The 24,699-nt window shown below is 64.2% G+C and carries 24 protein-coding genes; 11 read left to right on the top strand and 13 right to left on the bottom strand.

Annotated elements, in window-relative coordinates:
• Positions 1-63: 63 nt before the first annotated feature.
• On the top strand, positions 64-585 hold the full coding sequence (locus VIQ49_RS28995) for a (2Fe-2S)-binding protein (protein ID WP_414731667.1): 522 nt from the start codon (positions 64-66) through the stop codon (positions 583-585).
• A gap of 56 nt (positions 586-641) precedes the next feature.
• Complete coding sequence (locus VIQ49_RS19245; RefSeq protein ID WP_331887594.1) at positions 642-3,992, top strand: molybdopterin cofactor-binding domain-containing protein; 3,351 nt, start codon at positions 642-644, stop codon at positions 3,990-3,992.
• Here VIQ49_RS19245 and VIQ49_RS19240 read toward each other — a convergent pair.
• The 7 genes from VIQ49_RS19240 to VIQ49_RS19210 form a co-directional block, all read right to left on the bottom strand.
• A complete protein-coding gene (locus VIQ49_RS19240; RefSeq protein WP_331887592.1) occupies positions 3,986-4,672 on the bottom strand; it encodes a TetR/AcrR family transcriptional regulator in 687 nt (228 codons plus the stop codon). The two genes, VIQ49_RS19245 and VIQ49_RS19240, sit on opposite strands and share 7 nt — an antisense overlap.
• A 9-nt stretch (positions 4,673-4,681) precedes the next feature.
• Positions 4,682-5,803, bottom strand: coding sequence for an MFS transporter (locus tag VIQ49_RS19235; RefSeq protein ID WP_331887590.1), 1,122 nt, complete (start codon positions 5,801-5,803; stop codon positions 4,682-4,684).
• Positions 5,804-5,868: 65 nt separating this feature from the next.
• Positions 5,869-7,161, bottom strand: coding sequence for a deacylase (locus VIQ49_RS19230; protein WP_331887588.1), 1,293 nt, complete (start codon positions 7,159-7,161; stop codon positions 5,869-5,871).
• Positions 7,158-7,319 carry a hypothetical protein gene (locus tag VIQ49_RS19225; protein WP_331887586.1) on the bottom strand — a complete coding sequence of 54 codons (162 nt, stop codon included), beginning with the start codon at positions 7,317-7,319 and terminating at the stop codon, positions 7,158-7,160. The genes VIQ49_RS19230 and VIQ49_RS19225 overlap by 4 nt, the downstream gene beginning before the upstream one ends.
• Positions 7,316-8,170: an alpha/beta hydrolase gene (locus VIQ49_RS19220; protein WP_331887584.1), complete on the bottom strand. Its 855-nt coding sequence runs from the start codon at positions 8,168-8,170 to the stop codon at positions 7,316-7,318. The genes VIQ49_RS19225 and VIQ49_RS19220 overlap by 4 nt, the downstream gene beginning before the upstream one ends.
• Positions 8,167-9,444, bottom strand: coding sequence for an aromatic ring-hydroxylating dioxygenase subunit alpha (locus tag VIQ49_RS19215; protein WP_331887582.1), 1,278 nt, complete (start codon positions 9,442-9,444; stop codon positions 8,167-8,169). Before VIQ49_RS19215 ends, VIQ49_RS19220 begins: the two co-directional genes overlap by 4 nt.
• 46 nt (positions 9,445-9,490) lie before the next feature.
• A complete protein-coding gene (locus VIQ49_RS19210) occupies positions 9,491-10,426 on the bottom strand; it encodes a PDR/VanB family oxidoreductase (RefSeq protein ID WP_331887580.1) in 936 nt (311 codons plus the stop codon).
• 414 nt (positions 10,427-10,840) lie between these two features.
• Here VIQ49_RS19210 and VIQ49_RS19205 point away from each other — a divergent pair, with 414 nt between their 5' ends.
• From VIQ49_RS19205 to VIQ49_RS19185, 5 genes are all read left to right on the top strand, one after another.
• Positions 10,841-11,611, top strand: coding sequence for an ABC transporter ATP-binding protein (locus tag VIQ49_RS19205; RefSeq protein WP_331887578.1), 771 nt, complete (start codon positions 10,841-10,843; stop codon positions 11,609-11,611).
• 45 nt (positions 11,612-11,656) lie between these two features.
• Positions 11,657-12,658 (top strand): ABC transporter substrate-binding protein, encoded by a 1,002-nt coding sequence (locus VIQ49_RS19200; protein ID WP_331887576.1) that lies wholly within the window; start codon positions 11,657-11,659, stop codon positions 12,656-12,658.
• A gap of 101 nt (positions 12,659-12,759) precedes the next feature.
• Positions 12,760-13,488: an ABC transporter permease gene (locus tag VIQ49_RS19195; RefSeq protein WP_331887574.1), complete on the top strand. Its 729-nt coding sequence runs from the start codon at positions 12,760-12,762 to the stop codon at positions 13,486-13,488.
• The gene (locus tag VIQ49_RS19190; RefSeq protein WP_331887572.1) at positions 13,485-14,237 is read left to right on the top strand and encodes an ABC transporter permease; all 753 of its coding nucleotides are present in this window, start codon (positions 13,485-13,487) and stop codon (positions 14,235-14,237) included. Before VIQ49_RS19195 ends, VIQ49_RS19190 begins: the two co-directional genes overlap by 4 nt.
• Before the next feature lie 244 nt (positions 14,238-14,481).
• Positions 14,482-14,691: a hypothetical protein gene (locus VIQ49_RS19185; protein ID WP_331887570.1), complete on the top strand. Its 210-nt coding sequence runs from the start codon at positions 14,482-14,484 to the stop codon at positions 14,689-14,691.
• Between the two features lie 73 nt (positions 14,692-14,764).
• Here VIQ49_RS19185 and VIQ49_RS19180 read toward each other — a convergent pair whose 3' ends face one another.
• Together VIQ49_RS19180 and VIQ49_RS19175 are read right to left on the bottom strand one after the other, a co-directional pair.
• Entirely contained in the window at positions 14,765-15,505 is a 741-nt protein-coding gene (locus VIQ49_RS19180) for a hypothetical protein (RefSeq protein ID WP_331887568.1), read from the bottom strand.
• Between the two features lie 81 nt (positions 15,506-15,586).
• Positions 15,587-16,171 (bottom strand): HhH-GPD-type base excision DNA repair protein, encoded by a 585-nt coding sequence (locus VIQ49_RS19175; protein ID WP_331887566.1) that lies wholly within the window; start codon positions 16,169-16,171, stop codon positions 15,587-15,589.
• 133 nt (positions 16,172-16,304) lie between these two features.
• Here VIQ49_RS19175 and VIQ49_RS19170 point away from each other — a divergent pair, with 133 nt between their 5' ends.
• Complete coding sequence (locus tag VIQ49_RS19170) at positions 16,305-16,793, top strand: hypothetical protein (RefSeq protein WP_331887564.1); 489 nt, start codon at positions 16,305-16,307, stop codon at positions 16,791-16,793.
• A gap of 156 nt (positions 16,794-16,949) precedes the next feature.
• The gene (locus VIQ49_RS19165; protein WP_331887562.1) at positions 16,950-18,416 is read left to right on the top strand and encodes a sugar porter family MFS transporter; all 1,467 of its coding nucleotides are present in this window, start codon (positions 16,950-16,952) and stop codon (positions 18,414-18,416) included.
• A gap of 25 nt (positions 18,417-18,441) precedes the next feature.
• Here VIQ49_RS19165 and VIQ49_RS19160 read toward each other — a convergent pair whose 3' ends face one another.
• The 4 genes from VIQ49_RS19160 to VIQ49_RS19145 form a co-directional block, all read right to left on the bottom strand.
• Positions 18,442-19,158, bottom strand: a complete 717-nt coding sequence (locus VIQ49_RS19160; RefSeq protein WP_331887560.1) for a lysoplasmalogenase — start codon at positions 19,156-19,158, stop codon at positions 18,442-18,444.
• Positions 19,159-19,165: 7 nt separating this feature from the next.
• Positions 19,166-20,350, bottom strand: coding sequence for a lipase family protein (locus VIQ49_RS19155; RefSeq protein WP_331887558.1), 1,185 nt, complete (start codon positions 20,348-20,350; stop codon positions 19,166-19,168).
• A 35-nt stretch (positions 20,351-20,385) separates the two neighbouring features.
• On the bottom strand, positions 20,386-21,285 hold the full coding sequence (locus VIQ49_RS19150) for a hypothetical protein (protein WP_331887556.1): 900 nt from the start codon (positions 21,283-21,285) through the stop codon (positions 20,386-20,388).
• Positions 21,286-21,554: 269 nt separating this feature from the next.
• Positions 21,555-22,376 (bottom strand): hypothetical protein, encoded by an 822-nt coding sequence (locus VIQ49_RS19145; protein ID WP_331887554.1) that lies wholly within the window; start codon positions 22,374-22,376, stop codon positions 21,555-21,557.
• Between the two features lie 360 nt (positions 22,377-22,736).
• On the opposite strand from VIQ49_RS19145, the gene VIQ49_RS19140 reads away from it, so the two are divergent.
• On the top strand, positions 22,737-23,762 hold the full coding sequence (locus VIQ49_RS19140; RefSeq protein WP_331887552.1) for a thiamine ABC transporter substrate-binding protein: 1,026 nt from the start codon (positions 22,737-22,739) through the stop codon (positions 23,760-23,762).
• 41 nt (positions 23,763-23,803) lie between these two features.
• A partial coding sequence (locus VIQ49_RS19135; RefSeq protein ID WP_331887550.1) for an ABC transporter permease occupies positions 23,804-24,699 on the top strand: 896 nt, incomplete at its 3' end.

Below are 24,699 nucleotides of genomic sequence, written 5' to 3'. Positions count from 1 at the left end.
CGTACAAAGTACGATCCATCGTCCGAGACCCTGTGTCGAGGTCTCGAATGCGAAAGGGCATCTGTGTTCTCAAGGTGGTCGCATCGTTCAGCGCCAGCACCGGTACCGCCGGGGACCGCTCGGATAGAGGTCAACGCGGAGACCATCGAGGTTCCGGAGAACGCGTCTTTGGCGCGCGCTCTGCGTGATCACGGCCTCACGTCCATCAAACTCGCCTGCGAAAGAGGGGAGTGTGGAGCGTGCACGGTGCTGGTCGGTGGACGTCCGACGATGTCCTGTGTGACTCCTGTCCCGTTGGTGGACGGGCCGGTCGAGACGTCGGAGGGGCTCGTCGGGGAGTCCCGTGAACTCAGGGAGGAGTTCGCCGAGCGTGGAGCATTTCAGTGCGGCTTCTGCACTCCTGGACATGTTGTCCATGCGACCGCCCTGCTCCGTGAGGGACGCGACGGCGATCCCGATGAGATGGTGGAAAGGGTGCGGGATTCATTGTCCGGCAACATATGTCGTTGCACCGGATACGCGGGGATCGTAAGTGCGGTCTGTGCTGTCGCCCGGGGTGCCGGCGGAGAGGCAAGTCGGCCATGACGTACATCGGATCAAGTGTTCGGCCCATCGATTGGGATGCGCGGAGTCGAGGTGCCGTGGACTACGTCGCGGATCTGCCCCGGACCGATCACCTCTTTGCCGCGGTACTGCGATCTCCGCATCCGTTGGCCAGGATCGTTGCGATCGAGACCGCATTTGCCGAACGAATGCCTGGTGTTGGGGCAGTCATCACGAGCGCCGACTTCCGGCCGGGTGTCCGGTATCTGCATCGCGGTGCTCCGCTGGATGATCGACCACCCCTGGCCGACGGAATCGTCAGGCATGTGGGCCAGGAGATCGCGGCGGTGGCGGCCGACACCTACGAGCAGGCCCTGGCGGCGTGCGCCGCGATCGCCGTCCGCTACAAGGTGCTCAAGGCGCCGGTGACGCCGCAGCAGGCTCTGGCCCCAGGAGCATTCGGGTTGCACGACAGGTCCTCTGGTGAACGCAATGTTGCCGTCCGTTTCGCCGGAGACTGGGGTGATCCGGAAGCGGGACGTAAGCGCTCGACGGTCATCGTCGCCGGTTCGTTTGTCTACCCGAGCCTGTCCCATGCCGTGATGGAGCCGAATATCACCCTGGCGCAGTGGGACGAGGACCGGAGTCGGGTGGAGTTGTGGACGTCGACGCAGGCGCCCTGGTTCATCACCAAAGAAGTGGCGCACGTCCTCGGGATCGACCAGGACGACGTGATTTGCCGGGAAGTTGCTGTCGGTGGCGGATTCGGCTCGAAGTCGAAGATCTCCGAGCACGAGACACTGGCAGCGGCGCTGAGCCGGAAAGCGCTCAGGCCGGTGCTCCTGGCTCAGACCCGCGAGGAAGAGTTCGCCTCGAACAAGGTTCGGCACCGCTTCGAAACCACGATCACCACCGGCGCGGACGCCGACGGCGTGTTGCAGTACTGCGATGCCCAGATCCTCACGGACAACGGCTCGTACAACCACACCGGCCCATCGGTGATGCGGGTCGGGGTCATCACCCTCGGGTCGCTCTACCCCATGGCCGGTGTGCGTTTCGACGCGAGGTTGGTCGACACCGCGACCCAGCCCGGCGGGTCGTTTCGAGGGTACGGAACGCCGCAGGTGTCACTGGCCAGTGAGGCGCAGGTCGACGAGATCGCCGACAAACTGGACATCGACCCTATCGAGATCAGGCTCCGCAACCTGCCCGAGGCGGGAACCACCACCCTGGCCGGCTACCAACTGAGCACCGTTGCACTTCGAGAATGCCTCGAAACCGTTCGGCGTGAGTTGACGTGGGACGATCGCAGGCACCCGACTGGCACGCAGCGGGGCCGGTGGCGCAGAGGGCTGGGTGTTGCGGCCGGATCACACGGCAGTGGCGCCTACGCCTATCCCAACGCCAACAGAAGTGACGCTGCCATCGACGTCTTCGCCGATGGCCGGGTACGCGTTCGCTTCGGTGGTGCCGATGCGGGAACCGGACAACGGACGATTTTGGCGCAGATCGCGGCGGACACCCTCGGTGTCGCCATCGAGAATGTCGAAGTTCTGTCCATCGACAGCGAAGAGACGCCGTTCGATCTGGGCGCGTGGTCTTCTCGTGGCACCCACATGACCGGGATGAGCGTCGGAAAGGCCGCCCGGGAGGTGGTCGAACTCCTCCGGGACAGTGCGTCGAAGATTCTCGGTGTCCCCCCGGGTGAACTCGAGTTGGCGCGAGGGCGTATCAGTGGCCCAGACGGAAACGGTGTACCCATCGGCGCGGCCGCCCTGGATGCGGATGGGGCGGCAACCGATGGATTGTTCCACGAGACAACGTATTTGCTCGAAGGGACCGAGCCGATCCTTCCCGATCGCAACACGTCGAATCTCTCACCCACGTATTCGTTTGCCGCACATGGTGTGGAAGTACTTGTCGACACCTATACCGGGAAGGTCGAGATCGTCGACTATGTCGCCGCCCACGATGTGGGATTCGCGATCAATCCGACCTTGGTCGAAGGGCAGATCATCGGGGGTGCCGTGATGGGAATCGGGGGAGCGCTAGGGGAAGAGACGCTCCGGGAGGGCGGCACGGTCGTCAACAGTGCTTACGTCAACTACGCGATGCCCCGCAACGCAGACGTGCCCACCATCCGCCCATTCCTGGTGGGGTCGCCAGATGCCAAGGGCCCATTCGGCGCCAAGAGTGTGGGGGAGATATCGATCGTCCCACCTGCGGCGGCGATTGCCAACGCGGTCGCGAACGCCCTGGGCGTCCGGATCACCGAATTGCCGATCACACCTGACAAGGTGGTCGCGGCGGTGGCGGCGAGCCAGGGACGGTCGCGCCGCATCCACAAGGGACTGCGGGTCGGGCTTCGCTGGAACGCGATGCTGCGCGGCCTCTATCCGTTGGGTCTGCACCATGTGTTGCATACCTGGGGGACCAGGCTCGGGCGGGGTGTCGGTCATCACACGGCCGAAGAGGCGATGTCGCGCATTGTGCGCCGACCCGACACACTTGATGAACTCCGGCGTCAGGTGGCGTCCGGCGCCGTCCCGGTTGGCGGTTCGAGCGATGCGATGGTCGCTCATCGACGCCGTCCGCAGATGCCGTTGGTGTTGGCGAGCGTCGGCGGCGTCGATGAACTCACCAGGATCAGATTCATGGACGACGGGCGGTGTGAAATCGGTGCGGGCGTCACATTGTCAGTTGTGGAACGTGAGTCTGAGATGCTGTCGCTGCTCGCGCAGGCGGTCGCAACAATCGCATCCCCGCAGATTCGCAATTCCGCCACGGTGGGCGGAAACCTGTTGCAGGAGAAGCGTTGCCACTTCTTTCGGAACGGGTTCCCGTGCTACAAGCGCAACGGTGTGACCAGCCCCTGCTATGCGGTGATGGGCGAACACCGTTTCGGCCATGCGGCCATCGGCGGGCACCGCTGTCAGGCGGTCACCCCATCCGATCTGGCCTCGGCGTTCATCGCCCTCGACGCCCGGGTCCGGTTGATTCGCGGCGACCGGACCAGGGAACTGGCGATGTCTGATTTCTTGGTCGGCCCCGGAGAGACCGGCATCGGTGACGGTGAGGTGTTGACAGCGGTCATCGTGCCGGCAGCTGCCGTGGGCAGGGTCGGTGTCTTCGAGAAGTTGGCGCTGTACACGGGTGATTTCGCGATGGTGTCGGCAACGGTCTCGGCTGTACCGGGCCGGACCGGCGCGCTCGAGGACTGGCGCGTCGTGCTGGGAGCGATCTCGCCCCGGCCGCTGCGTCTGAGCCGGGTGGAGAACTGCCTACAGGGCGTGTCTCCGGCGACGATCGCCGACATGACAGACATGGTGCGTGAGCAGTGCGACGCCGAGCTGAATCAGATCGCCGACCCGCTACCGGGAACCGTGTGGAAGCTCGATGCCGCGGCCGGTCTGGTGGCGACGGCGGTCGCGAAGATGTCGGCTCAGTAGGTTCCTGCTGCGAGCGCGCTCGCGAACAACGTTATGCCGATGCTGAACTGATGGTCCGCGCTCAGGGCAACAATGGCCTCGGGGTTCGACGAGATCGTCTCGAACTTGTCGTGGGGGAGGGTGCGGTAGAACGCGACTCGCTCGGCGCGGACGTCCTCGTCCGCATCCTGATTCCACGTGCGAGGGCTCTGATACTGGGCGAAGCCCAGGGTGTAGATGATCATGACCCCATATGCGTGTACGGCTGTCGGGCCATCGAGACCGGCTGCGATGAAGCGGGCCAGTACCTGTTCCATTCCGCCTTCGAGTGCGTGTGGGCTGTCGGTGACGCGCTCGAGCAACAGTCGACCGGCGGCAGGGTGCTCTCTGATCAATTGGAGAAATGCGTGAGCCACCGCGGGCAGCACCTGATCGATGGGGGCGTCCGCGTCGACCTTCGGAAGGCAGAATTCCCCGAGAATGGAATCGCAGATCGCGTCGAGCAGAAGATCCTTGCTGGCGAAGTAGCTGTACAGCGTCATGGCGCCGGCATTGACTTCGGTGGCGACCCGTCGCATGGTCACGGCATTGAGACCCTCGTCGTCGGCGACGCGGATCGCGGCCTCGACGATCATCTCCGTGGTCAGGGTGGGGGCGTTTGCCCCACGCCGAGAGCGACGACCGTTGTGCTGGTCAACCATGTGCGCATCCTATCCAGGTGAGGGTTCTGTTGTGCGAATCATCAGAGCAGCGGCCGCGGCCGCCATCAACAAGGTCAGGCCGATCGTCCACCACGCTTGGAGAAGTCCGAATCGGGCGTTGACGAGCGCGAACACGACCGGTCCGGTCGTGCATCCGGCGTAGAACGCGGCTTGCGAACGGCCACTGGCCACTGCCACGTCGTGAGGCCGCATCAGCGTCACCGACAGGTTGATCAGCGTGCTCGGGCCCCATGCGCCGCAGTACGCCACGACCAGGGCCGGGGCGAACGCCCACCAGTGAGGTATCGCAATCGTTCCGTAGCCGATGACACCCAGCAAGAGAAGCCACGCCATCATCCGCAGGCCGGCATCGAGACGACCCGCCGCTCGTTTGCCAGACCAGATCCTCACTGCCGCACAGGCGGTACCGGCGACGGTGATCGCAATCGTGATCGACGAGCTCGCGACGTCCGACGTGGTGCCGGTGATGGCCGAGAAGCTTGGTATGCAGGCGCCCGCTCCCCCGCACACCGCGGCCACCGCGAGCAATGACCGGAACGGCGCTGCGGTCGTCGGCCGGTCACCAGGGCCGGCGGACTCGGAAACCCGGACCTTCGTTGCTGCTGCCGGTGCCGGAAGTGTCCGGCACAGTACGCATACGACGAGCGCAGCACCGGCGTACGCCAGTCCGACGAAACGCCAGGGAACCCGATCTCCTGCGATCGCAAGAGCGAAGCCGGCGGCGATGCCGGCAAGCGGGATCGCCGCTTGAACGGTACCCAGTGCGAGGCCTCGACGATGCGTCGGTATGGAACTGAGCGCAGTGTTCACGGCCGGTTGGATCAACGCGTTTCCCGCCGCAGCGGGCAACATCGCGGCGATCAGGGCGCCACTGTGGGATGCGCCGGCAATGACGGCCAGTGAGATCCCACCGCAAAGGGTCTGGGCGGTCAGGGCATTGGGGACACCCCATTTGGGAACGAGCATGCCGCCGATGGGTGACAACACTGCGGACACTCCGAAGAAGACGGCATTCATCGTCGCGAGCAGTCCGACGGTGATCGGGAGATCCGAGGATATCGCAGTGGCCATCGCGCCCGTGGCGAACAGTGGTGAGACCGCGATGACCATCGCCGAGACAAGGAACGGTAGGACCGCCCGCTGTCCACGGCCGGATTCGAGCGCGTCGGCGGTGGTCAGTTCTCGACCCCGCAGATGTCTACGGCGACTGCGACCAGGTAACGCGCCAGACGGACCACCGATCGCAGATCCACCACGTTCATACCCGACGGAAAATCGACACGAACTGGCGCCTTCTCGTCGATACGATCCATTCCCACTCGGGCAGTGGGGATTCCGCGCGATCGCAGTATGTTTGCATCAGTTGCGCCGCTGTTGCCGACGATCGGCTCGTGAGGTCGACCCTCGACGTTCTCCCAGGCCGCGATACAAGATTGCACCACCGGATTCGCTGGGTCCGTGACGGAACCCGGTATCGCCAGTATCAGTTCACTGTCCACCGAGATCTCGGGGTGCCGTCGTCGGATCCCGATGATTGCGGATTCGAACTCCCGCTTGACATCCATGACGGAGGACCGCGGATTGGTGCGTAGATCGATTCGGAAGCGGCACAACGCAGGTGCCGCAGACAGGAGGTGAGGCCACCCCGCCTCGATGGATCCGATGTTCCCCTGGGGGCTGACCTGTCCGTTGGTGTGCGCGGCCGTGTACTGGGCAAACCACGCCTCGATCTCGGTGATCACCGTGGCCGCGCTGACGATCGAGTTCTGGTAGGCGATACGGTGCCGGCTACCGACATAGCTGTAGGTGCCCTGAACCCGGACCTCGAACCAGCACAGACCCACCTCCTCCCAGTGCACCGCCCATCCCGGTTTGCAGATGATTGCCTGGTCTGCCCAGATGCCCTGCTCGAGCATGAACGAACAACCCACCCCCTGGCCGGTGTTCATCCGCGGATTCTCCTGTCCGGGGCGGTGGTTGGTCGGCATCCCGCCTGCGCCGAAGCCGAGCACGAGGTCTCCGGTGAGTCTGATGTCGGCAGCAGCGATCGCCGCCCCCGCGAGCAGGATCGCGGCAGCGTGACCTTTCGGGTTGGACGCGCCCAGTCCGATGGCGTAGTCGCCGTCACGGGTGTCGGCGGGAACCATGTCGGGCCGCAACTGCTTTCCCACCCACGGCACATCATGCTCGTCGTCGCCCGCCGAGAACGTGTCGATCGGTGCGTAGAGCATCAGCGACCTGCCCATCGGGTCGCCTCGCAATCGGCCGATGGCGTTGGCCTGTAGCGGATCTAATCGCTGGACGGACCCCTCGAGCCCGCTTCGGCGTAGCTCATCGGCGATGAACTCGGCGAGTGGACCTTCGCTTCCGGTCGGACTGGGTATCCCCGTCATCGTCGTCACCAGATGCGCCGCTCGTTCGAGGGTGATCCAGTCGGAGGCTGCGACGTCTGGCCCGGCTGAGGTCATCGGCCGTTCACCGGGTGGTGGATCGATGCCACGGTGGTCGCGCTGAACCGGTGCAGTTGGGCGGCGGCCACCGCGACGACGGCAGTCAACAGCATTGGTGTCAGCAGTCGCTTCGCCAGTGGTTGGGTATGTCGGTGTCTCGCGATGTCGGTGTTCACAGTTCCTTCAGGGTCAGGGGTGTTCCGCTGTCCAAGAAGCGGAACACAGTCGTGAAATAGCGAGCAGGGTCCTCGCTCTGCGGATGATGCGCGAGACCTGGGAGCAGGGTGAGGCGACTGCAGGCGAGCGATTTATGAAACCGCCGCACCTGGGCCTCGGACACGAAGAGGTCCCCGGTGCCGTACAGCAGAAGGGTCGGGTGATCGATCCTGCTGAGTTCAGACGCCGTGAACTTCGGGGTGCCGTGGGCAGTTGGGGATGTGGACCGGATGAAGCCGCGGCGCAATTCGGCGAGATCTTGTGGAACGGCCGATGGCCCCGCCGACCACTCGACGTCGCCGATGAGTGTGCGAACATCCTCGACTCCGACCTCTCCGGTGCCGAAGAGCTGTTTTCGGGCTTGTGCGCCGAGTTCGTTGTCGGGATCGATCACCTGGCTCCCCGTGATGACGATCCGCCGGACGAGTTCAGGGCGGGCGAGAGCCACACCCAGGGCCACGAGACCACCGAGCGAGAGGCATACGAGATCGACGGGACTCGGTCCGAGGGACTCGAGTAACTCGATGAGTGCAGCGGTGTGGGTCTCGCGCGGACGCTCTCCGAGGTCCGGCGCGTCAGAGTTTCCGTAATGGAGCAGATCGATCCCAATCGTCGAACGGGAATCGAGATGGCCGAAGCCAGGCTCGAAGTTCGGGACGAATCCGCAGCCCGGCCCGCCGCCGTGGAGCAGGACCGTGACCGGACGGTCCGGCGCGGAGGCCGGGTCGGCGGCGTGGACGTAGTACGCCATCTTGGAACCGGGCACGGTCGTTGTGAGGGTGATGAACTCGTGTTCGGTCACCACGCTCATGACTGCTCGGCGCTCCGGATCCGACGTCGCCTGACCTCCCCGGCGGTCGGCGGCAGTTGCACCGCAGGCGTAGGCGCGGTGTCGGGCTTCGACGGATTGGGGTCGGACCGGGGGGCCAGTCGCTGGACAACGAGATCTGCCTGCTCGCACATCTTTCGCCAGGCCGTGATCGAGACGTCGGGCCGGTAGAGCCGCTCGGGCGGCGCGTCCATGACGTCGACCATCCAGGCGTCCTGCGCCGTGAACTGGCCGTGGAACAGCCAACGGATGTAGCCGAGGTACTTCATCTTGAACAGTGCTCCACGCCAGCCAGTTTCGAATCGCACCATGAGCTGTACGTAGCGCACGTGGTCGGCATCGACCGGGACGTACCACTCGTAGTGAATGAACTCCGGGTACGCCACTCGTAGAAGTCCGGGCATTCGGATGCTCACGAAACCGGGCAGATCGAGGGCCGCGATCACCGGGTTGACCTTCTTGCCCTTGCCGGGTGCATCGGGCAGTGGCATCCGCTTCCACCATCGCCGATTGGTCCACAATCCGAGCCCGGGCATCTCGGCATCCCAGTGCACCTCGTCCTGCACTCGAATCGTCCACCCTTCCTCGCCCGGAACCACCCTTGTCTTGTTCCATGCGGGCATCACCTTGAACAATCGCCAGAGTGCGGTGTTGTGAAGATATTTGGCATGGCCCTCGTCGAATCCGTTCTCCGCGGCGAAGCGCCAGTTGCCATCTCGTATGTCGGTCCGCCCTCCCATTGCGAATCGATTGCCGATGAGTTCGGCGGGTATGTCGCGTTCGACCGGTGGCACGTCCGCCCCTTCGAAGGTGTCGCCCACGTAGACCCAGACCAAACCGAGTCGCTGCTCGACGGGATACGTTCGTACTGAGAGCTTTCCGACAATGGGTGAGTCAGGTCCGTCGGTGAGTACTCCGCACAGGTTTCCGGAGTCCAGGCGGTAGGTCCAGCCGTGGTAAGGACAGCTGATCGTTCCCTCGTATTGGCGGCGACCCAGGGACAGGGGGACTCCGCGGTGTGGGCACCGATCGTGTAGCGCGTGGATGTCCTCACCGTCCCTCACGAGCGCCACCGTTTCTCCGAGCACGGTGATCGGGACCGGCTTCTTGCCGATCTGGTGTGCCCAGTACACCGGATACCAGAAGTTCCGGTATCCGAGGTCTGCTGCCTCGTACTGCTTCCACGAGCCCCAGTCCTGGCCGGCGAAGTCGTCGGCATGCTCTGTCTTGGTCTCTGTGCGTGTCGATTGGTTCATGGTCTTGCGATCCTCGAGTTCAGTGGGTGTGGGGAAGTGTTGTCGGCTAGAGCGCGACGCTCAGCGACGGACCCAGCGATCGCGATACGCACGCCATGATCGCGGCTCCTGCGGAACGTTCCTGCGCGGTGAGAACCTGATCGCGGTGATCGGGAGTGCCCCCGGTCACGGCCAGTTTGCAGGTGCCGCAGATTCCCTCGGAACATGCTGTGTCGACGGCAAGCCCGGCGTCGTTGAGTGCGGCTGCCATCGATCGGCCGGCGGGTACCGTTACGTCGAGAGCGGACTCGGTGCAGTGAACCGTGAACGGGAGGTCATCGCCGTGGTCCACGTCGGCGGGAACGAATCGTTCAGCGGATACCGCCACCCCGGCAATTCGGGCCGCGGTCTCGATCTCGCTGAGCATGGACTCGGGACCGCAGCAGTAGACCCTGGTCGTCGTCGGCAGTGCGCTGACGGCAGAAGTCAGATCGGGTCGGTTGCCGTCCTCGGAGGTGAAGACCGACACCTTCCCGGCATAGGTTCCCAGGATGTCGAGAAACGGCATCGTCCAACGAGTTCGGCCGCAGTACAACAGTTCCCAGCTGACCCGCGCACGATCGGCCGCCGCGATCATCGGGAGCAGTGCGGTGATCCCGACACCACCGGCGACGAACAGGTACTCGGGTGCCGGCACCATCGGGAAACTGTTGAACGGTAGCCCGACGGTGATGACGTGTCCCGGTCGTAGGTGATCGTGGATGAACGATGATCCGCCGCGGCTCGCGTCGGCCAACCGGACGGCGATGCGATACGTGTACGGATCGTCCACGTCGCCACACAGCGAGTACTGGCGTTGGATTCCGTTGACGTGCAGACCTATCCAGCAGCCTGGCTGCCACTGTGGCAACGGTTTGCCGTCGAGGTCTGCCAGCACGACGCCGAGGACGGCGTCCGCTTCCCAGATGGTCGCCTTGACGACTAGTTCGGCGGTATTGGTCATGAAGTGCTCCAGCGAATTGGTGGGTTGGATACGTGACGGTGCCGGACTGCGGCGGTACTCAGCGTGATCGTACATAGTACGACCACACTGCGCGAATCGAATTGGACCACCGATTGGCACTTGATTTCGGCGCCGTTAATTGTTGATCACGCCGTGTGTACAACCGCAGGTGAGCTGCCGACTGGTCCAAACTCGCGTTGACAGAGATCAGGTGTTCGTACAAAGTACGAACTGCGTGGCACAGCCGCACCGGAGCTACTGCACGCCACTGTCTCCTCGAATCGGTTTCTGCCCTCCTGTTCGGCGGAGCGAGCCCATTCACCGAAGCCCTCGATTGAAAGAAGTCGACCCGTGTCACAACCAAACGTCCAGATAGACAGGGATGTCCAGCGCGGGGGCGCGGGGCAATCCCTGATGAAGATCGATCACGTGCGCAAGAGGTACTCACCGAATGCGCCGTACATCGTCGCCGACCTCCACCTGGAGGTCCAAGAAGGCGAGTTCGTGGCGATCGTCGGGCCTTCGGGGGCGGGCAAGTCGACTCTGCTGCGGATCATGGCCGGGTTGCTCGAACCGACTGAGGGCGCGGTATACGTTGCGGGCGTGGAGGTCACAAGTCCACCACCGGAGATGGCGCTGGTCTTCCAGGACTATACGCGGTCACTGATGCCATGGCTCACAGTCGAGAGAAACGTGGGATTCCCCCTCGTCGGGCGGAAGGACCTCAGTTCATCGGAGCGTTCCGGACGCATTGCCGAAAGCCTGGAAGCAGTCGGGTTGGCGGGCAAGGGAAAGCAGTATCCGTGGCAACTCTCCGGAGGAATGCAGCAGCGGGTTGCGATCGCCCGCGCGCTGGCGTACCGCCCCAAGATCCTGTTGCTGGACGAGCCGTTTGCATCGGTCGACGCATTGACCAGAGAAGGGCTGGAGGATCTGCTGCTGAGCGTTCAGGAACGCTACCGGCACGAAGGAATCACCATGGTCCTGGTCACGCACGACATAGATGAAGCGGTGTATCTCGCTGATCGTGTCGAGGTGCTGGCCGGTCCGCCGACGGTCGTCCGAGATTCGGTGGATGTGCCTCTGCCACGTCCACGCAACCAGATCGCGACGCGCAGCAGCGCCGACTTCCTGCGCCTGCGCAGCCTCATCCATCAGCACATGGGCGTTCAGTCCACGGCGTAGTCGCTTCCCGATATTCACTCAACACAGACAATTTGAAGGAAAACCATGTCCTCCATACGTTTTTCCCTGCGCGCTGCAGCCGCAGGCGCTGCTGCCGTGAGCCTAGCTCTCGTCACCGGGTGCGGCGGTGACGCTGACCTCGCCGTCAATTCAGACGGAAAGATCGCAGTGTCGGTCGCGACCGTCGCAACTGAGTCCTGTCTCCAGGGCTACATCGCTGCAGACAAGGGCTTCTTCACCGGACAGGGGCTCGATGTCGACCTCAAAACTGTTGCCGGAGTGCCTGAACTGGCTGCGGCAGTGACCTCGGGTACCGCGAACTTCGCCTGCACAGCACCCACGGCCACGGCCACGGCGTACGTGCAGAAGCTGGGTTTCGAGGCTGTTGCCCCCGGTGTGATGTACACCCCTGAGCGGCCGGCGACATGGATCTTCGTTCCTGCAGACAGTCCGATCACCTCGGTCGAACAGTTGGCTGGCAAAACGATCGCGGTCAATGCGCTCAACACACTTCCGCACCTCTCCACACTTGCGACACTGCAGGACGCGGGCGTCGACCCGGACTCCGTGAACTTCACGAAGTTGGACTTCTCCAACACCGCCCAGGCCATCGAGAGCAAGCAGGTCGACGCAGGTGTGCTGCAGACACCGTTCGCCCAAGACGCCGTGGCGAGCGGATTCGCCAGGCAGCTCGTGAGCCCCTACGACGCGGTGAACGACAGCAATCCGTTCGTCTACACGATCTGGTTCGGGAAGGACACCGCGATCGAGAAGAACGCAGATGCAACCGCCAAGTTCAATGCCGCGATCGTTGAGGCCAGCGAATGGGCCAACGACCCGGCCAACGCGGCCGAGCTGCGAGCGATCATGCAGAAGGCGACCGGGATTTCCGAGGCGCAGCTCGCCGGAGTCGAGATGACCCGATACGGAACCGAACTCACACCGGAGTTGCTGCAGAGCCAGCTGGACTTGCTGCAACGGTTCGGTGCGATCGACACCACCGTAGATGCTGCCGACATCATCTACACGCCGACAGACGCGCCGTGACCGTGGTGGCGGGAGTCCGCCCGCAGCAACGGATCAGGAGTCGTCGACAGACGCCGATGTGGTCGCGTTCGCGAGCCCTTCGCAGGGGGCTGATCGGGGTTGTGTCAGCCCTTGGCATCGCCGAGATCGTGGTCCGGCTTCTCGTGCAATCACGTTACATACCAGCGCCTTCGGCGATTGCCGGCGCAATCGGGTCCTCGTTCGGTTCGGGAGGTCTCGGCGACGCGCTCGTCTCGACGACCGGGTCGGTTGTCCTGGCTCTGTTGTTCGCGACTGTGATAGGGGTGGTGCTCGGCATTCTCTTCGGCGTCTCCGCCAACACCTATCGAGCAGTGCGTGTAGTAGTCGAGTTCCTTCGGCCGGTACCCGCAGTGTCCGTTCTGCCGTTCGCGATACTCGCACTGGGCGTCGGGTCCACCGCCGCGCTCGTGGTGGCAACGTATGCGGCTCTCTGGCCGGTCTTGTTCAACACCTATTACGGCGTCCGAGACGCCGACCCGGTCGCGCTCGACACCGCCCGCAGTCTAGGTCTGTCCCGCGGCGCGATGATCCGGAGGGTTGTCCTCCCGCTGGCATCGCGCAGCATCATGACCGGTGTACGGGTCAGTTCAGCAATCGCGCTGGTACTGGTTGTCACCGCCGAACTATTGACCAGCAGTAGTGGTTTGGGCTACTTCATCACATTCATGCAGAGTGCCAACAGGATCCCGGAGATGTACGTCGGAGTGGTGATGTGTGGGCTGATCGGGATGGCGCTGACGATGGTGCTCGCCGTCGTCGAACGCCGGGTCACATTCTGGCACCATCGCGACACGAAGGACCGACGATGATGAGAGTACGAAGTCTGTGCGCGGTGGCCTGGCTGCCCATCGCTCTCTTGGTGGCCTGGGAAGTGATCGGGAGGACAGGTTCGAGCGTCTATCTCCCGCCGCTGTCGAAAGTGTTGGACGTCTTCTTCAGGGATTGGTTCCCCGGGGCGTTTCGAGACGATCTGGTACCCAGCATGATCCGCTTCGCGGCGGGGTTCGTGATCGCGGCCGTCCTGGGCATTGCGATCGGGATCGTGATCGGTTCGAACACGACGGTGTCGGAATACACATCGCCGATCCTGGAGTTCATGCGGTGCCTGCCCGCAGTCGCCGTAATTCCGGTGGCGGTCTATGTTTTCGGGCTGGGGGATTCGATGCGCGTGGCCGTGATCGTTTTCGGGGCGTTCTTCCCGATCCTGGTCAACTCGATCCAGGGAGCCCGCTCTGCACGCCGAGAACGGCTGGAGGTGGCACAGATGTACGGTCTGAGCCGATTCCAGATGGTCCGCCGGGTGGTGTTCCCCTCAGCTCTGCCGATGATCTCGGCCGGACTTCGGGTGGCGCTGCCGATCTCGCTCATCATGATGGTGTTGTCGGAGATCGTTGGTGGTAGTAACGGGGTCGGCTTCTACATGGAGCTACACCAGGATCTGTTCGACATCCCGGCACTCTTCTCCGCGATCATCGTGCTCGGCATCGTCGGCAACATCGTCAATGGCTGTTACGGGCTCGCAGAACGGAAGGTCCTTGTCTGGGCCCAGCATGCCTGAGCGACGAACTCGGCGGGAAGCGTGCGAGCATGAGCGCGACGATCGCCGGAGAATCGTCGTGACCGACGCGGATCCCGGGGCGCAGTCCAGGAATGTTCGGCATGGTGATTTGCACGATCCGGTCCACCGCCGGGTGGTCCGACCACGACCAGTTTCGCTTTGCTTGGTCGCTTGGCCTGGATCCGTGGATTCGTTTCTGTGAACCGCCAGACCTTGGTCGGTACCGGTGAAATGTCTTGTAGACGTGGTTGGGGGAGCGCTGACGGTGCTGGCCGTTCCCGGTATCGGTAGCGGGTGCAGCAATGGTCGTGATCGCGGTGTGGGTGCGCGCTGCTCGGTGATGCCGGTGGTCCTGCAAACGCTGGCCCTTCGGGCGGTGCCCCACGCGCACGAGGCAGCAAGCCTCCTCTATCTGATGGTGTTCAACATCTCGATCGGCTCGCATATCGGCTGAGAGCCCGTGGGCTGTCGTGTGATCATCGAAACGGATATGACATCCCAGGTAGTGGCAGATGGTTCCACTCGGGCTAGTGTTCGTGACCGTTCTTGCCGCGTACCAGACGTTTCGGCAGCCGGCCGACGAGTTCGCCGACCGGTGCGACCGCGTCGTTGAGGGCCCCGGCCGCGTCGTTGAGTTCCACGACGGTTTCCTGGAGTTTGTCGATGCTCGGCGACAGTTGGCCGATCATCTCGACCAGTTCGGAGAGGCGGTCGATCGGTCCGCCGGGTGCGATGGCCCGTTCGAGTGCGCCGCCTTCGCCGACCAGCTGTTCCAGCAGGCCCTCCTCGACCGTCAGCCGATCGAGGAACCCCTCGTCCTCGGAGATCCGATCGAGCAGACCGCCCTGTTTCGTGAGCTTGGCGAGCACACCGTCCTCGGACAGCAGACGATCCACCGGTCCGCCCCGCGAGAGCAGGCGGTCGAGCGGGCCGCCCGCCTCGGTCATCTGATCGACCACACCGTCTTCGGCCAATATCCGGTCGACCAGTCCGTCCTCTGCCAGCAGCCGTTCCAGAGGGCCACCGCGCGAGAGGATCTTCCCCAGTGACCGGTCTTCTTCGAGCAGCTCACCGAGCTGATTGAGCAGCTGCAACGGGCTCCGGAACGCCGCTGTCTCCCGCATGCCCATGCTGGAGGCGATCTCGTGGTGCGCGTTCTCGACGGCGATCCGGCTCAGCGCCACGGTTGCCTCGACGGCACTGAGCGCGGCTCCGGCCACCGCAAACCCCAGTCGTGTCGGGATCTCGATCACCAATTTGGCATCCATGGGCTTCACCCTAAGGGGTTGACGTAACTCACCCCAAGGGGTTGACGTAACTCGCGGACACATTCATCGGCATTGGGAAGATCAGCCGGTCTTGGCTGCCTTGGCCGCAGCTTTCGCCTGCTTCTTGAAATCGCGAACCTCTTGCAGACTCACACTGTCGACGACGTCGGCCACGGACCGGCGTTCGCCGTCGTTGCCGTAGTCGCCGGCGGCCTCGCGCCAGCCGGCCGGCTCCACACCGAGCTGCTTGCCGAGGAGGGCGAGGAAGATGCGGGCTTTCATGTCGCCCCAGCCCGGCAGGCCTTTGAGGCGTTTGAGGACCGTCTTGCCGTCGGGATCACCCTCGGTCCAGATCGCAGACGGGGTGCCGTCGTAGTTGTCGACGATGAAAACCGCCAGATCATGGATGCGCTTGGCCATCGAACCGGGGAACCGGTGGATGGCCGGGGTCTCCGAGCACAGCGCCACGAACTGGTCGGGGTCGGCGGCCGCGATCTTGTGCAGATCGAAACCGTCCATTCGCTCGGCGATCTTCTGCGGGCCCTTGAACGCCGCTTCCATCGGGAACTGCTGATCCAGTGTCATACCGACAACCAAGGCGAAGTCGTCGATGGAGAGGAGCTTGTCGGCTTCTGGCTCTTGCGCGATACAGATGTGGCGGGTCATGCGGACCTCCGGTCGCCGGGTGATTTCTGCCAACCCAGCTTATCGGCAGTGACGGAAAAGGCCGCAGACCGTCCCGGAGAGCTGGTTGAATGCAGAAAGGTCGGGTCACATGCGCTGGTGGAGGGGATGCATCATGACCAGGTTTTTGTTGCCGCGCCGAATGGCGGCAGGTGCAGTGGCAGTGGGTTCGGGAATCGTGCTCGGGGTGGTCGCGGCCGCGCCGGCGGCGGCCGAACCACAACTCGTCGACACCATCAGCTGCAACAGTCCCGATCCGTGGTCGACGGTTCCGTTGCGCATCGACGTCGACGTCTACAACAACGTCGACTTCCCCGTGGACGGTGCCACGCCGCCGGTGCTCTACCTCAGCGCCAACAACCTGCGGTCGGTGTCGCTGTTCGAATACACCGTGGAGACAACGGTGCGATGGACCAACACCAGCACCGGCGCGGTGGGGACGGTGATCCTGCCGTCACGCGGCCATTCGGCGAACTGGGAAGGGTCGCTCCAAACAGGCCGGGGCAACATCTCTTTCATCGTGCACCAGAAAATCGGTGCACTGGCGTTCTTCCCGATGGTCAATCCGCAGTACTCATCGTGTTCCGGCTCCGCAACGGTCTGAAATCTCCGGGCGCCGCCGCTAGATGGTGATCGAGTTGTGATCCATTGTCTTATACCGTCCTACGGACTTCGGCGGCTTCGGCAGCGTAGCGTCACGATGTGGTGAATCTGTCGGAGCTGACAGCCGGCCGCCGTCCGAAAGGAAGGTTTGACCCAGATGTCCACTGGCGCTGCAAACAAGCCCCCCTCCGAGCACTCCGATACCCATGTGGCCAAGGTCATCGGTGTGACCATTGCCGCCGCGGTGGGTGGCTTCCTCTTCGGCTTCGACAGCTCGGTGGTCAACGGGGCCGTCGATTCCATCGGTTCGCATTTCGAACTGAACCACTTCATGAAAGGGTTCGCGGTCGCGATCGCGCTGCTCGGATGTGCTCTCGGCGCCTGGTTTGCCGGGCGGCTGGCAGACATCTGGGGCCGGAAGAAAGTGATGCTGCTGGGGTCCTTCCTGTTCACGATCTCCTCGATCGGAACCGGACTGGCCTGGTCGGTGCCAGATCTGTTGATCTGGCGGGTGATTGGTGGTCTCGGAATCGGTATCGCCTCGGTCATCGCACCGGCCTACATCGCCGAGATCGCGCCCGCCACCTACCGCGGTGCACTCGGCTCCCTGCAGCAGCTGGCGATCACGATGGGCATATTCGTTGCCCTGCTGTCTGATGCGCTGATCGCCGACAGCGCCGGTAGCGCGTCGAGCGAGTTCTGGTGGGGGATCGAGGCGTGGCGCTGGATGTTCCTGGTCGGCGTCATCCCAGCGTTGATCTACGGCTTCTTGGCCTTGCTCATCCCCGAGTCGCCGCGCTACCTCGTCGGCAGCAACCTCGATGCAGAAGCCGCCCGGATCCTCACCGAGGTCACCGGGGAGGCCGATCCCCTCGAGCGCGTCAAAGAGATCCGGCTGACTCTCAAACGCGAATCGAACGTGTCGATCAAAGACATCCGTGGTCCGTCTTTTGGTCTGCATCCGCTTGTGTGGGTGGGTATCTGGATCGCGGTGCTGCAACAGTTCGTCGGAATCAACGCGATCTTCTACTACTCGACCACATTGTGGCAGTCGGTCGGGTTCAGCGAGAGTGAGTCGTTCAAGACCTCGGTCATCACCGCGGTGATCAACGTGGTCATGACCTTTGGCGCGATCCTGTTCGTCGACCGGATCGGCCGCCGAAAACTCTTGCTGATCGGATCCGTGGGCATGTTCACCGGATTGGTCCTGGCCTGTATCGCCTTCACGCAGCAGGTTGGATCCGGCGACAACATCACCCTGCCCGACGAGTGGGGTGTGGTGGCCCTCATCGGCGCCAACCTGTTTGTGGTCGCGTTCGCCGCCACCTGGGGCCCGGTGATGTGGGTGATGCTCGGCGAGATGTTCCCCAACCGCATCCGCGGAGTCGCCCTCGGTGTGTGTACCGGCGTCAACTGGCTGGCCAACTTCACGATCTCGCTGCTCTTCCCCGAACTCAACAACGTTCTCGGTCTCGCCTGGATCTACGGGTTCTTTGCCTTCTGTGCGTTCATCTCCTGGTTCTACGTGCACTACAAGGTGCCCGAGACCAAGGGCATGGAACTCGAAGACATGGATTCACTCAGTGAGGTCGAAGCGGTACTCAAGGAGGAGAAGCGGATCTAGGTCCGGAAGAGATCGTGGGCCGGGCTCATCTGCTGGAGTGGGCGCGTCTGCTGACGCCGTCCACTCCGTCGAGAAGCAGCATCTGGGCCACGAAATATGTCACCAGCACAGTGGCTTCGGCGACCGCCCGCAAACGCTTGTCGCGGAGCAGGAACCGGCGATTCATCAGGATCGCGTCGGAGGCCATGAACGTGATACCGCCGGCGGACAGCTTCCGGGTGGGGTCGTCCGGGCCGCCGCCGGCCAGCGCCGGATCGCCGGCAGTGGCTGCCATCGTCGCCAGACTCGCTCCATAGGTCCCCAGCACCGGCAACAGCCGCGGCGCGTTGAACGCCAGCAGTGCGGAGACCTCGTTCATCAATCCGAGACGTGTCAGCAGCCGACGTCTGGACGGGTGGGCTCCGTGCCGTGTCAGCAGGCCCAGATAGGACAGATGTGCCAGTCCGAACATCGTTGCACCCGTTTGGATCTGTCGATCCTTCTCGGCCCCGGTGGCAAACTCCTCGCGATACATGAAGTAGTCACCGGCGGCCGATGCCGTGATCGCGGCCGTCAAGAGAGCGTTGTCGACGCCGCTGCGCTGCCGTGAACCCCGCGCGACACCGACAGCCAGGGCGGCGAGTGCAGCGGGCTTGGCGACGGCGACACCCGGCCGCCAACGCGCGGCGCCGGCGGCCGAAACCGCCAGCGTCGCAGCGAGGAAGACTTTTCGCTCACAAAGCTCCCAGTGGGGCAGACGCATTCGGCGTCTACCGGGCGAACAGTGCGGAGACGAACGAGGAGGCGTCCGGGAAGGCTGCGGCCGCGGTGCCCTGACCGTCGACCGGGTAGGTGAGGATGGTTGTCGACTGGTTTGATGCCTCGACGCGACTGAGGAATTCGAGCGTGTACGGCAGGATCACGGTCGTGTCGAGCAAGCCCTGGCCGAAGAAGACCGGCTTGACGTACCCGGTGTCGGGAACCCCGAGGTAGGCCTCGACGATGGGCCGCAGATTCGGGATCGATGACACCGGCCGGCTGAACAGTGCATTCAGACTGGTCGACGAAACGGCACTCTGCAGTTCGGACGAGCACGTGGTGACCGCCTTGTCTGTCAGTGCTTTGCCCTCGGCGGTCAGGTAGGAGTCCAGGTTCAGTTCGGGATGCGATCCGCGGATACCGGCGACGGCGTACAGCACCTCGGCGGTCAGGTCAGATGGCAGCGGTACCGGGATGAATCCGGGCCCGGCATTGAGAACCAGTTCCCCGAGATTGTCCGGAACGCTGGTGACCGTGGCGCCGCGGAAGTTCAGTTCTGGACCCTGGATCTGCGTGGCGCCGCGCGCCGTGGCGAGCGCCGCCGTTGCGCCGCTTCCGTTTCCGTTCACCACCCATTCGTCGGAGAGATCTCCGGTGATGTCGTGCGCGGCCTTGACGGCATCAACGATGTTGTGGGCCTTGATGTTTGTCTGGAGGTCGGGGAGTGCACCTTCGACACCGAGCCCGGCGTAGTCGGAGGCGACCACCGCGTAGCCCTTCCGGAGCCACGGCGTGATGTCGTTCCAGTGCGCTGCCGATTCGGTCTTGCCCGACCACGACGGCGCACACTTGTCGGCCAATCCGACGGTGTCGTGGGCCCAGGCCACCACCGGCCATCCGCCCTCGGGCTTGTCGCCACGGGGGAGGTAGACGGCGGCACTGCTCAGTTCGGTGCGGTCGGTGGCGGCGTTGGTCCAGTAGGTGAAGCGATCGGCGGATCCGGCCCCGGTGACCCAACGGTCATCGGGGAGACCGATGTTCGCGAATACCTTGCCCGCGGTTCCGCCCGTCGGAGCCGGATCGGCGGATGCGACTGCCGCGGCGCCGAGGCCGCCCGCGACCAGCGCCGCAATGGCGGTGGCGGTCAGGCCGCGGCCACCGATACGTCGTAGTGCTTGCTTGTGAACACTTTTCATGACCAACTTCTCCTACAAAGGTCCGCGTCAGCGGACTAAACCTGGGTGATCCCGATCATCGGGAGGAAGAAACAACTGCGTTCACCGTTCTGCACGGTGCCGAAGACGGCCGACAGCACGGTGCCGTTGCCGGTCTCGACCGGGGCGAGTCGGGCGCCGGGGAGGCTGAAAGCCTTTGCCAGGGGACCGATGACACCGCGGACGGTGGCTTCCTCGACAGCGTTCAGATTGCGGACCTTCTTGACCTGCTCGATCAGCTGGTCGGTGATCGTGGTGCCGACCGGCGCCATATCGACGAAGCCGCCCTTGAAGGTGTCGATGTTGAACCAGGCGACCTGCATGCCGGTGCCCCCGCCATCGGCGGTGATCCCGGCCGGGAAGAATCCGTACAGGGTCTCGCCGTCGCCGACCAGCTCGGGCGAGAAGCCCGCGGGAAGGAAGGGTTTGAGGGCAGTCGGGACGGTCAGTCCGGGGATGATGTACGGACCCGGTGCGGCACCACCGACGGCGGCAACAACACCGAACGGGTTGTCTTCGGTGGGAGCAACGCAGTTGAAGGCGACGGTCGGGTTGATGAAGGACTGGATGCCCAGCTTCTTCAGCATGGCATCGGCGGCGGAAAGCGACGCGGCGAAGTCGGTGGCGTCGGCGGCCGGGGTGGCGGCGGTATCGGCCGCCGGCGTGGACTCGATCTGCGGTGTCCCGCCCAGCAGTGCCTTCGCGGCGGCCAGGGCGGCGGGATCGGCTGCCGACTTCGTGAGCTCGGTGATCGCCGCCGCGAGTGCGTCATTACCGGGGGTCTGCGCCGGGGCGGTCACGGTGACCGCGTCGGGTGCGACCGGTTCGGCCATTGCCACAACCGGGGGCAGCAGGGCGGCGGACGCCACGACCGCGAGGGTCGCCGCGGTGCGGCGGATCATCGTTGAGCTGGGCATGGATCTCCTTGGACAGACGCGGTTGGTCCCATCTGTTGTCGATGTGACAGATGTGGCCAATGTTGCTCTTGTTACACAAGACCATGGCGCCGGAGGCGTATGCAAGTTGTGAGTTCAACCTGTGACGTAACCGCGACCGTTTCGCTGTTCGATTGTGTATCAACGGATCTGGGAGAACATGCGGTGCGAACATGAACTGTGTTCTGGACAACAAAAACAGGCGCCGACCCGAAGGTCGACGCCTGCTCGAGAGCTGGTGGTTGGGGTGGCTAGATGACAGCCAGTCCGACCGTGGGGACGATGGTGCAGCTCACGGTCTTGTCCTCGGTCTTGGTGGTCACGTTGCCGTAGATCGCCGAGATCACCCGACCCTGACCGGTTTTCACGATCGTGGTGAAGGTGCCGGGGCCTTCGGCCGCATTGATCCGATCGTTGAAGCGCAGGTTCTGCTGGCCGGTCGCCCCGGTGTCGATGTTGATCCAGGCGACGGTGAGCGGTGCGGCATCGTTGTTCAGCGCCGGGCCGGTGCCGAGGCTGGTGTACACGTAGCCGGCCTCACCCTTCTTGGGACCGGGCGCGGGCGCCTGCTGCGGGCCGGCGGTCACCAGTGCGGAACCGATGGAGTTACCGCCGGGGATGCAACCCTGGCCGATGGTCGGGTAGAGGAACTGCTGGATGACCGGCGCGCCCGGGCCCGACGGGATGTCGGGGCCGCCGCCACCGGAACCGTCGAGGAAGCTGATGACCTTGTCCCAGATCGCCTGGATTTCCGGCGGCAGTGCGGAATCTGCCGCGAGCACCTTGGCGTTGGAGATCAGGCTGGCGTCGACCTTGCCGTCGGCGCCGGGTGTGGCCGCAGAGCCGATGATCGCCGGCACGAACGCGCCGAGCGACTTGAGGGTGGTCTCGTCGATCTTGAGGTTCTTGGGGATTGGGGGGAAGGCGTTGTCGTCAGCGGACGCGACAGCCGGCACCGCCAGGGCTGCTGTGGCAGCGATCGCAACAGCGGTGACGGCTCGGCGGACTCCGCGACCTGCGGAAGCCCTGGTGAAGCGCCCGTGGTTGCGGCCTGCCTGCTGATTCAAGAGCACAGTTCCTGTTGTCCTTTTCTCGCGTCGGAGCCCGATTCGATCCCGGCTCAACATGTCTATCGCCGTGCTGACGGTAACCGTTTCGTGACTCTGCCGCCAGTAGGCCATCGCCTGCAACAGAGTGGTTCGCGTCGCTCTGGGACCATAACTGGTAACTAGAGTGATCAATGTTACTGGTGATTCAATTGTTATGTCACATTGTGGGCACGGCATTCGAGTTGCGCTGATCTGAAAGGCGCTGGCGGGGTACCGGAAGTGATCGTCACGTTCCATTTCTCTGTTGCACCGGTGGCCTGATTAGATTCACGGTGGCGGCCCGACCGCCACGATCTGAAGATCCCTAATCCCACCGGAGGGTCGATGCTTCGACACAAACAGCTCGTCGCAGTGCTCATCGCCTTCTCGGCCGGGGCAGGTCTCCTGACTGCGTGTGGCGATTCTGATTCCACGGACGAGGTGGTTCTGCTGACCCACGACTCCTTCGCCCTGCCCGACGACGTCCTGGCCTCGTTCGAGTCCGAGACCGGCCTGACCCTCAAGGTCGTGCGGGAGGCAGATGCCGGACAGTTGTCCTCGTCGATTGCGCTCACCGCCGGCTCGCCCCGCGGCGACGTGGTCTACGGCATCGACAACACCTTCGCCTCCCGCGTACTCGACGCCGACGCGATCGAGCCCTACACGAGCCCGGACAACGACCTCGGCCCGCAGCAATACACGCTCGGAGATCCGAATCGACTCACGGCCATCGACCGCGGAGACGTGTGTGTCAACGTCGACAGCGAATGGTTCACGCAGCGCAACGTCGCACCCCCGGCGAGCCTCGACGACCTCACCGCCGCCGAATACAAGGGACTGACCGTGGTGATGGACCCCGCCACCTCGTCTCCGGGAATGGCATTCCTGCTCGCCACCATCGCCGCCCACCCGGGGGACGGTCAGTGGGAGGCCTATTGGGAGCGCCTCGCTGCCAACGACGTGAGCGTGGTGCCGGGCTGGACCGAGGCGTACAACCAGGAGTTCACCGCAGGCGAAGGCCGGGGCAGCAAACCGATCGTGGTGTCCTACGCGTCGTCGCCGGCCTTCCTGCCGACCACGAAAGCCCTTCTGAACACCTGCTTCTCACAGATCGAGTACGCGGGTGTGCTCCGTGGCGCCGAAAATGTCGAGGGCGCCCAGAAGGTGGTCGACTTCCTTCTCGGCGAGCAGGTGCAGGCGGCACTGCCTGAATCGATGTATGTGTACCCGGTCCGCACCGGAACTCCGCTGCCTGCCGACTGGGCGCAGTACGCACCCCAGCCCGAATCGCCCGCCACGATGCCGCTCGACGTCATCGCCCAGAACCGGGAAGTCTGGCAGCAGGAGTGGCGCACCGTCATGGGTCGCTGACCGCGGTGCCCCTTCGCCCCACCACCCGGAGCAGACCTTCCATGCGGGGGTCGAGCGCGGCTGTCGTGGGCGCGGGGGCCCTTCCGCTGCTGTTCGTGGGCGTGATGTTCGCCTGGCCGCTCGTGGCCTTGGCTCGGCGAGCGTTCGGCGATGGTGCGGGTGTTGACTTCGTGGCGTTGCTCGACGGCGCCGATGCCGCACACCTTCTCTGGTTCACCGTCGCGCAGGCCGCGGCCAGTACCGCGCTCACGCTCGTTGTCGGCCTGCCGGTTGCGTGGGTGCTGGCCAACTCCGAATTGCGTGGGGCACTCGCGCTACGGGTCATCGTCACGATTCCTTTTGTCCTGCCGACGGTTGTCGTGGGCGTGGCGTTCACGGTGCTCCTCGGTGAGCGCGGTCCGCTGGGTGGACTCGGCCTCGGGTCGTCGGTGTGGGCAATCCTGCTGGCGCACATGTTCTTCAACATCGCGGTGGTGGTGCGGACCGTCGGCTCGGTGTGGGGCCAGCTCGATCCACGCGCCGAACAGGCCGCCCGGACTCTGGGCGCCGGCCGATGGCACGTGCTGCGCACCGTCACCCTGCCGGCACTCGCCCCGGCGATCGCGTCGGCGGCATCGGTGGTCTTCCTGTTCTGCGCCACCAGTTTTGGTGTCGTGCTCATTCTCGGCGGTGGCCGGTACAACACCCTCGAGACCGAGATCTACCGGCAGGCCATCGGATTCTTCAAACTGCCAGCCGCGGTGGCCCTGTCGATCGTGCAGATCGTTGTGGTCGCCGTGGTTGTCGCGGTCAGTGCGGTGCTCGGTCGCCGGGCCCGCGGTGTGGGCGCACCCCGCCGGCGCAGGCGCCCGCAAGGTGCTCAGCGAGTGGTGGTCGGCGGGATCGTCGCCGCGGTTCTGGTGGTGCTGCTGGCACCACCGGCGGTTCTGGTCTGGCG

Origin of the sequence: Williamsia sp. (assembly GCF_036566845.1) — a bacterium.
In the GTDB taxonomy this organism is placed as follows: Bacteria; Actinomycetota; Actinomycetes; order Mycobacteriales; family Mycobacteriaceae; genus Williamsia.
The sequence above is the reverse complement of the archived record's forward strand: the minus strand, read 5'-3'. Positions and strand labels throughout refer to the sequence as shown.

Excerpts from the sequence above, each read along its gene's own strand:
- VIQ49_RS19240 (WP_331887592.1), bottom strand. The coding sequence starts at position 4,672 with ATGGTTGACCAGCACAACGGTCGTCGCTCTCGGCGTGGGGCAAACGCC.
- VIQ49_RS19235 (WP_331887590.1), bottom strand. The coding sequence starts at position 5,803 with ATGGTCATCGCGGTCTCACCACTGTTCGCCACGGGCGCGATGGCCACT.
- VIQ49_RS19230 (WP_331887588.1), bottom strand. The coding sequence starts at position 7,161 with ATGACCTCAGCCGGGCCAGACGTCGCAGCCTCCGACTGGATCACCCTC.
- VIQ49_RS19220 (WP_331887584.1), bottom strand. The coding sequence starts at position 8,170 with ATGAGCGTGGTGACCGAACACGAGTTCATCACCCTCACAACGACCGTG.
- VIQ49_RS19215 (WP_331887582.1), bottom strand. The coding sequence starts at position 9,444 with ATGAACCAATCGACACGCACAGAGACCAAGACAGAGCATGCCGACGAC.
- VIQ49_RS19210 (WP_331887580.1), bottom strand. The coding sequence starts at position 10,426 with ATGACCAATACCGCCGAACTAGTCGTCAAGGCGACCATCTGGGAAGCG.
- VIQ49_RS19205 (WP_331887578.1), top strand. The coding sequence starts at position 10,841 with ATGAAGATCGATCACGTGCGCAAGAGGTACTCACCGAATGCGCCGTAC.
- VIQ49_RS19200 (WP_331887576.1), top strand. The coding sequence starts at position 11,657 with ATGTCCTCCATACGTTTTTCCCTGCGCGCTGCAGCCGCAGGCGCTGCT.
- VIQ49_RS19190 (WP_331887572.1), top strand. The coding sequence starts at position 13,485 with ATGATGAGAGTACGAAGTCTGTGCGCGGTGGCCTGGCTGCCCATCGCT.
- VIQ49_RS19180 (WP_331887568.1), bottom strand. The coding sequence starts at position 15,505 with ATGGATGCCAAATTGGTGATCGAGATCCCGACACGACTGGGGTTTGCG.
- VIQ49_RS19175 (WP_331887566.1), bottom strand. The coding sequence starts at position 16,171 with ATGACCCGCCACATCTGTATCGCGCAAGAGCCAGAAGCCGACAAGCTC.
- VIQ49_RS19170 (WP_331887564.1), top strand. The coding sequence starts at position 16,305 with ATGACCAGGTTTTTGTTGCCGCGCCGAATGGCGGCAGGTGCAGTGGCA.
- VIQ49_RS19165 (WP_331887562.1), top strand. The coding sequence starts at position 16,950 with ATGTCCACTGGCGCTGCAAACAAGCCCCCCTCCGAGCACTCCGATACC.
- VIQ49_RS19160 (WP_331887560.1), bottom strand. The coding sequence starts at position 19,158 with ATGCGTCTGCCCCACTGGGAGCTTTGTGAGCGAAAAGTCTTCCTCGCT.
- VIQ49_RS19155 (WP_331887558.1), bottom strand. The coding sequence starts at position 20,350 with ATGAAAAGTGTTCACAAGCAAGCACTACGACGTATCGGTGGCCGCGGC.
- VIQ49_RS19150 (WP_331887556.1), bottom strand. The coding sequence starts at position 21,285 with ATGCCCAGCTCAACGATGATCCGCCGCACCGCGGCGACCCTCGCGGTC.
- VIQ49_RS19140 (WP_331887552.1), top strand. The coding sequence starts at position 22,737 with ATGCTTCGACACAAACAGCTCGTCGCAGTGCTCATCGCCTTCTCGGCC.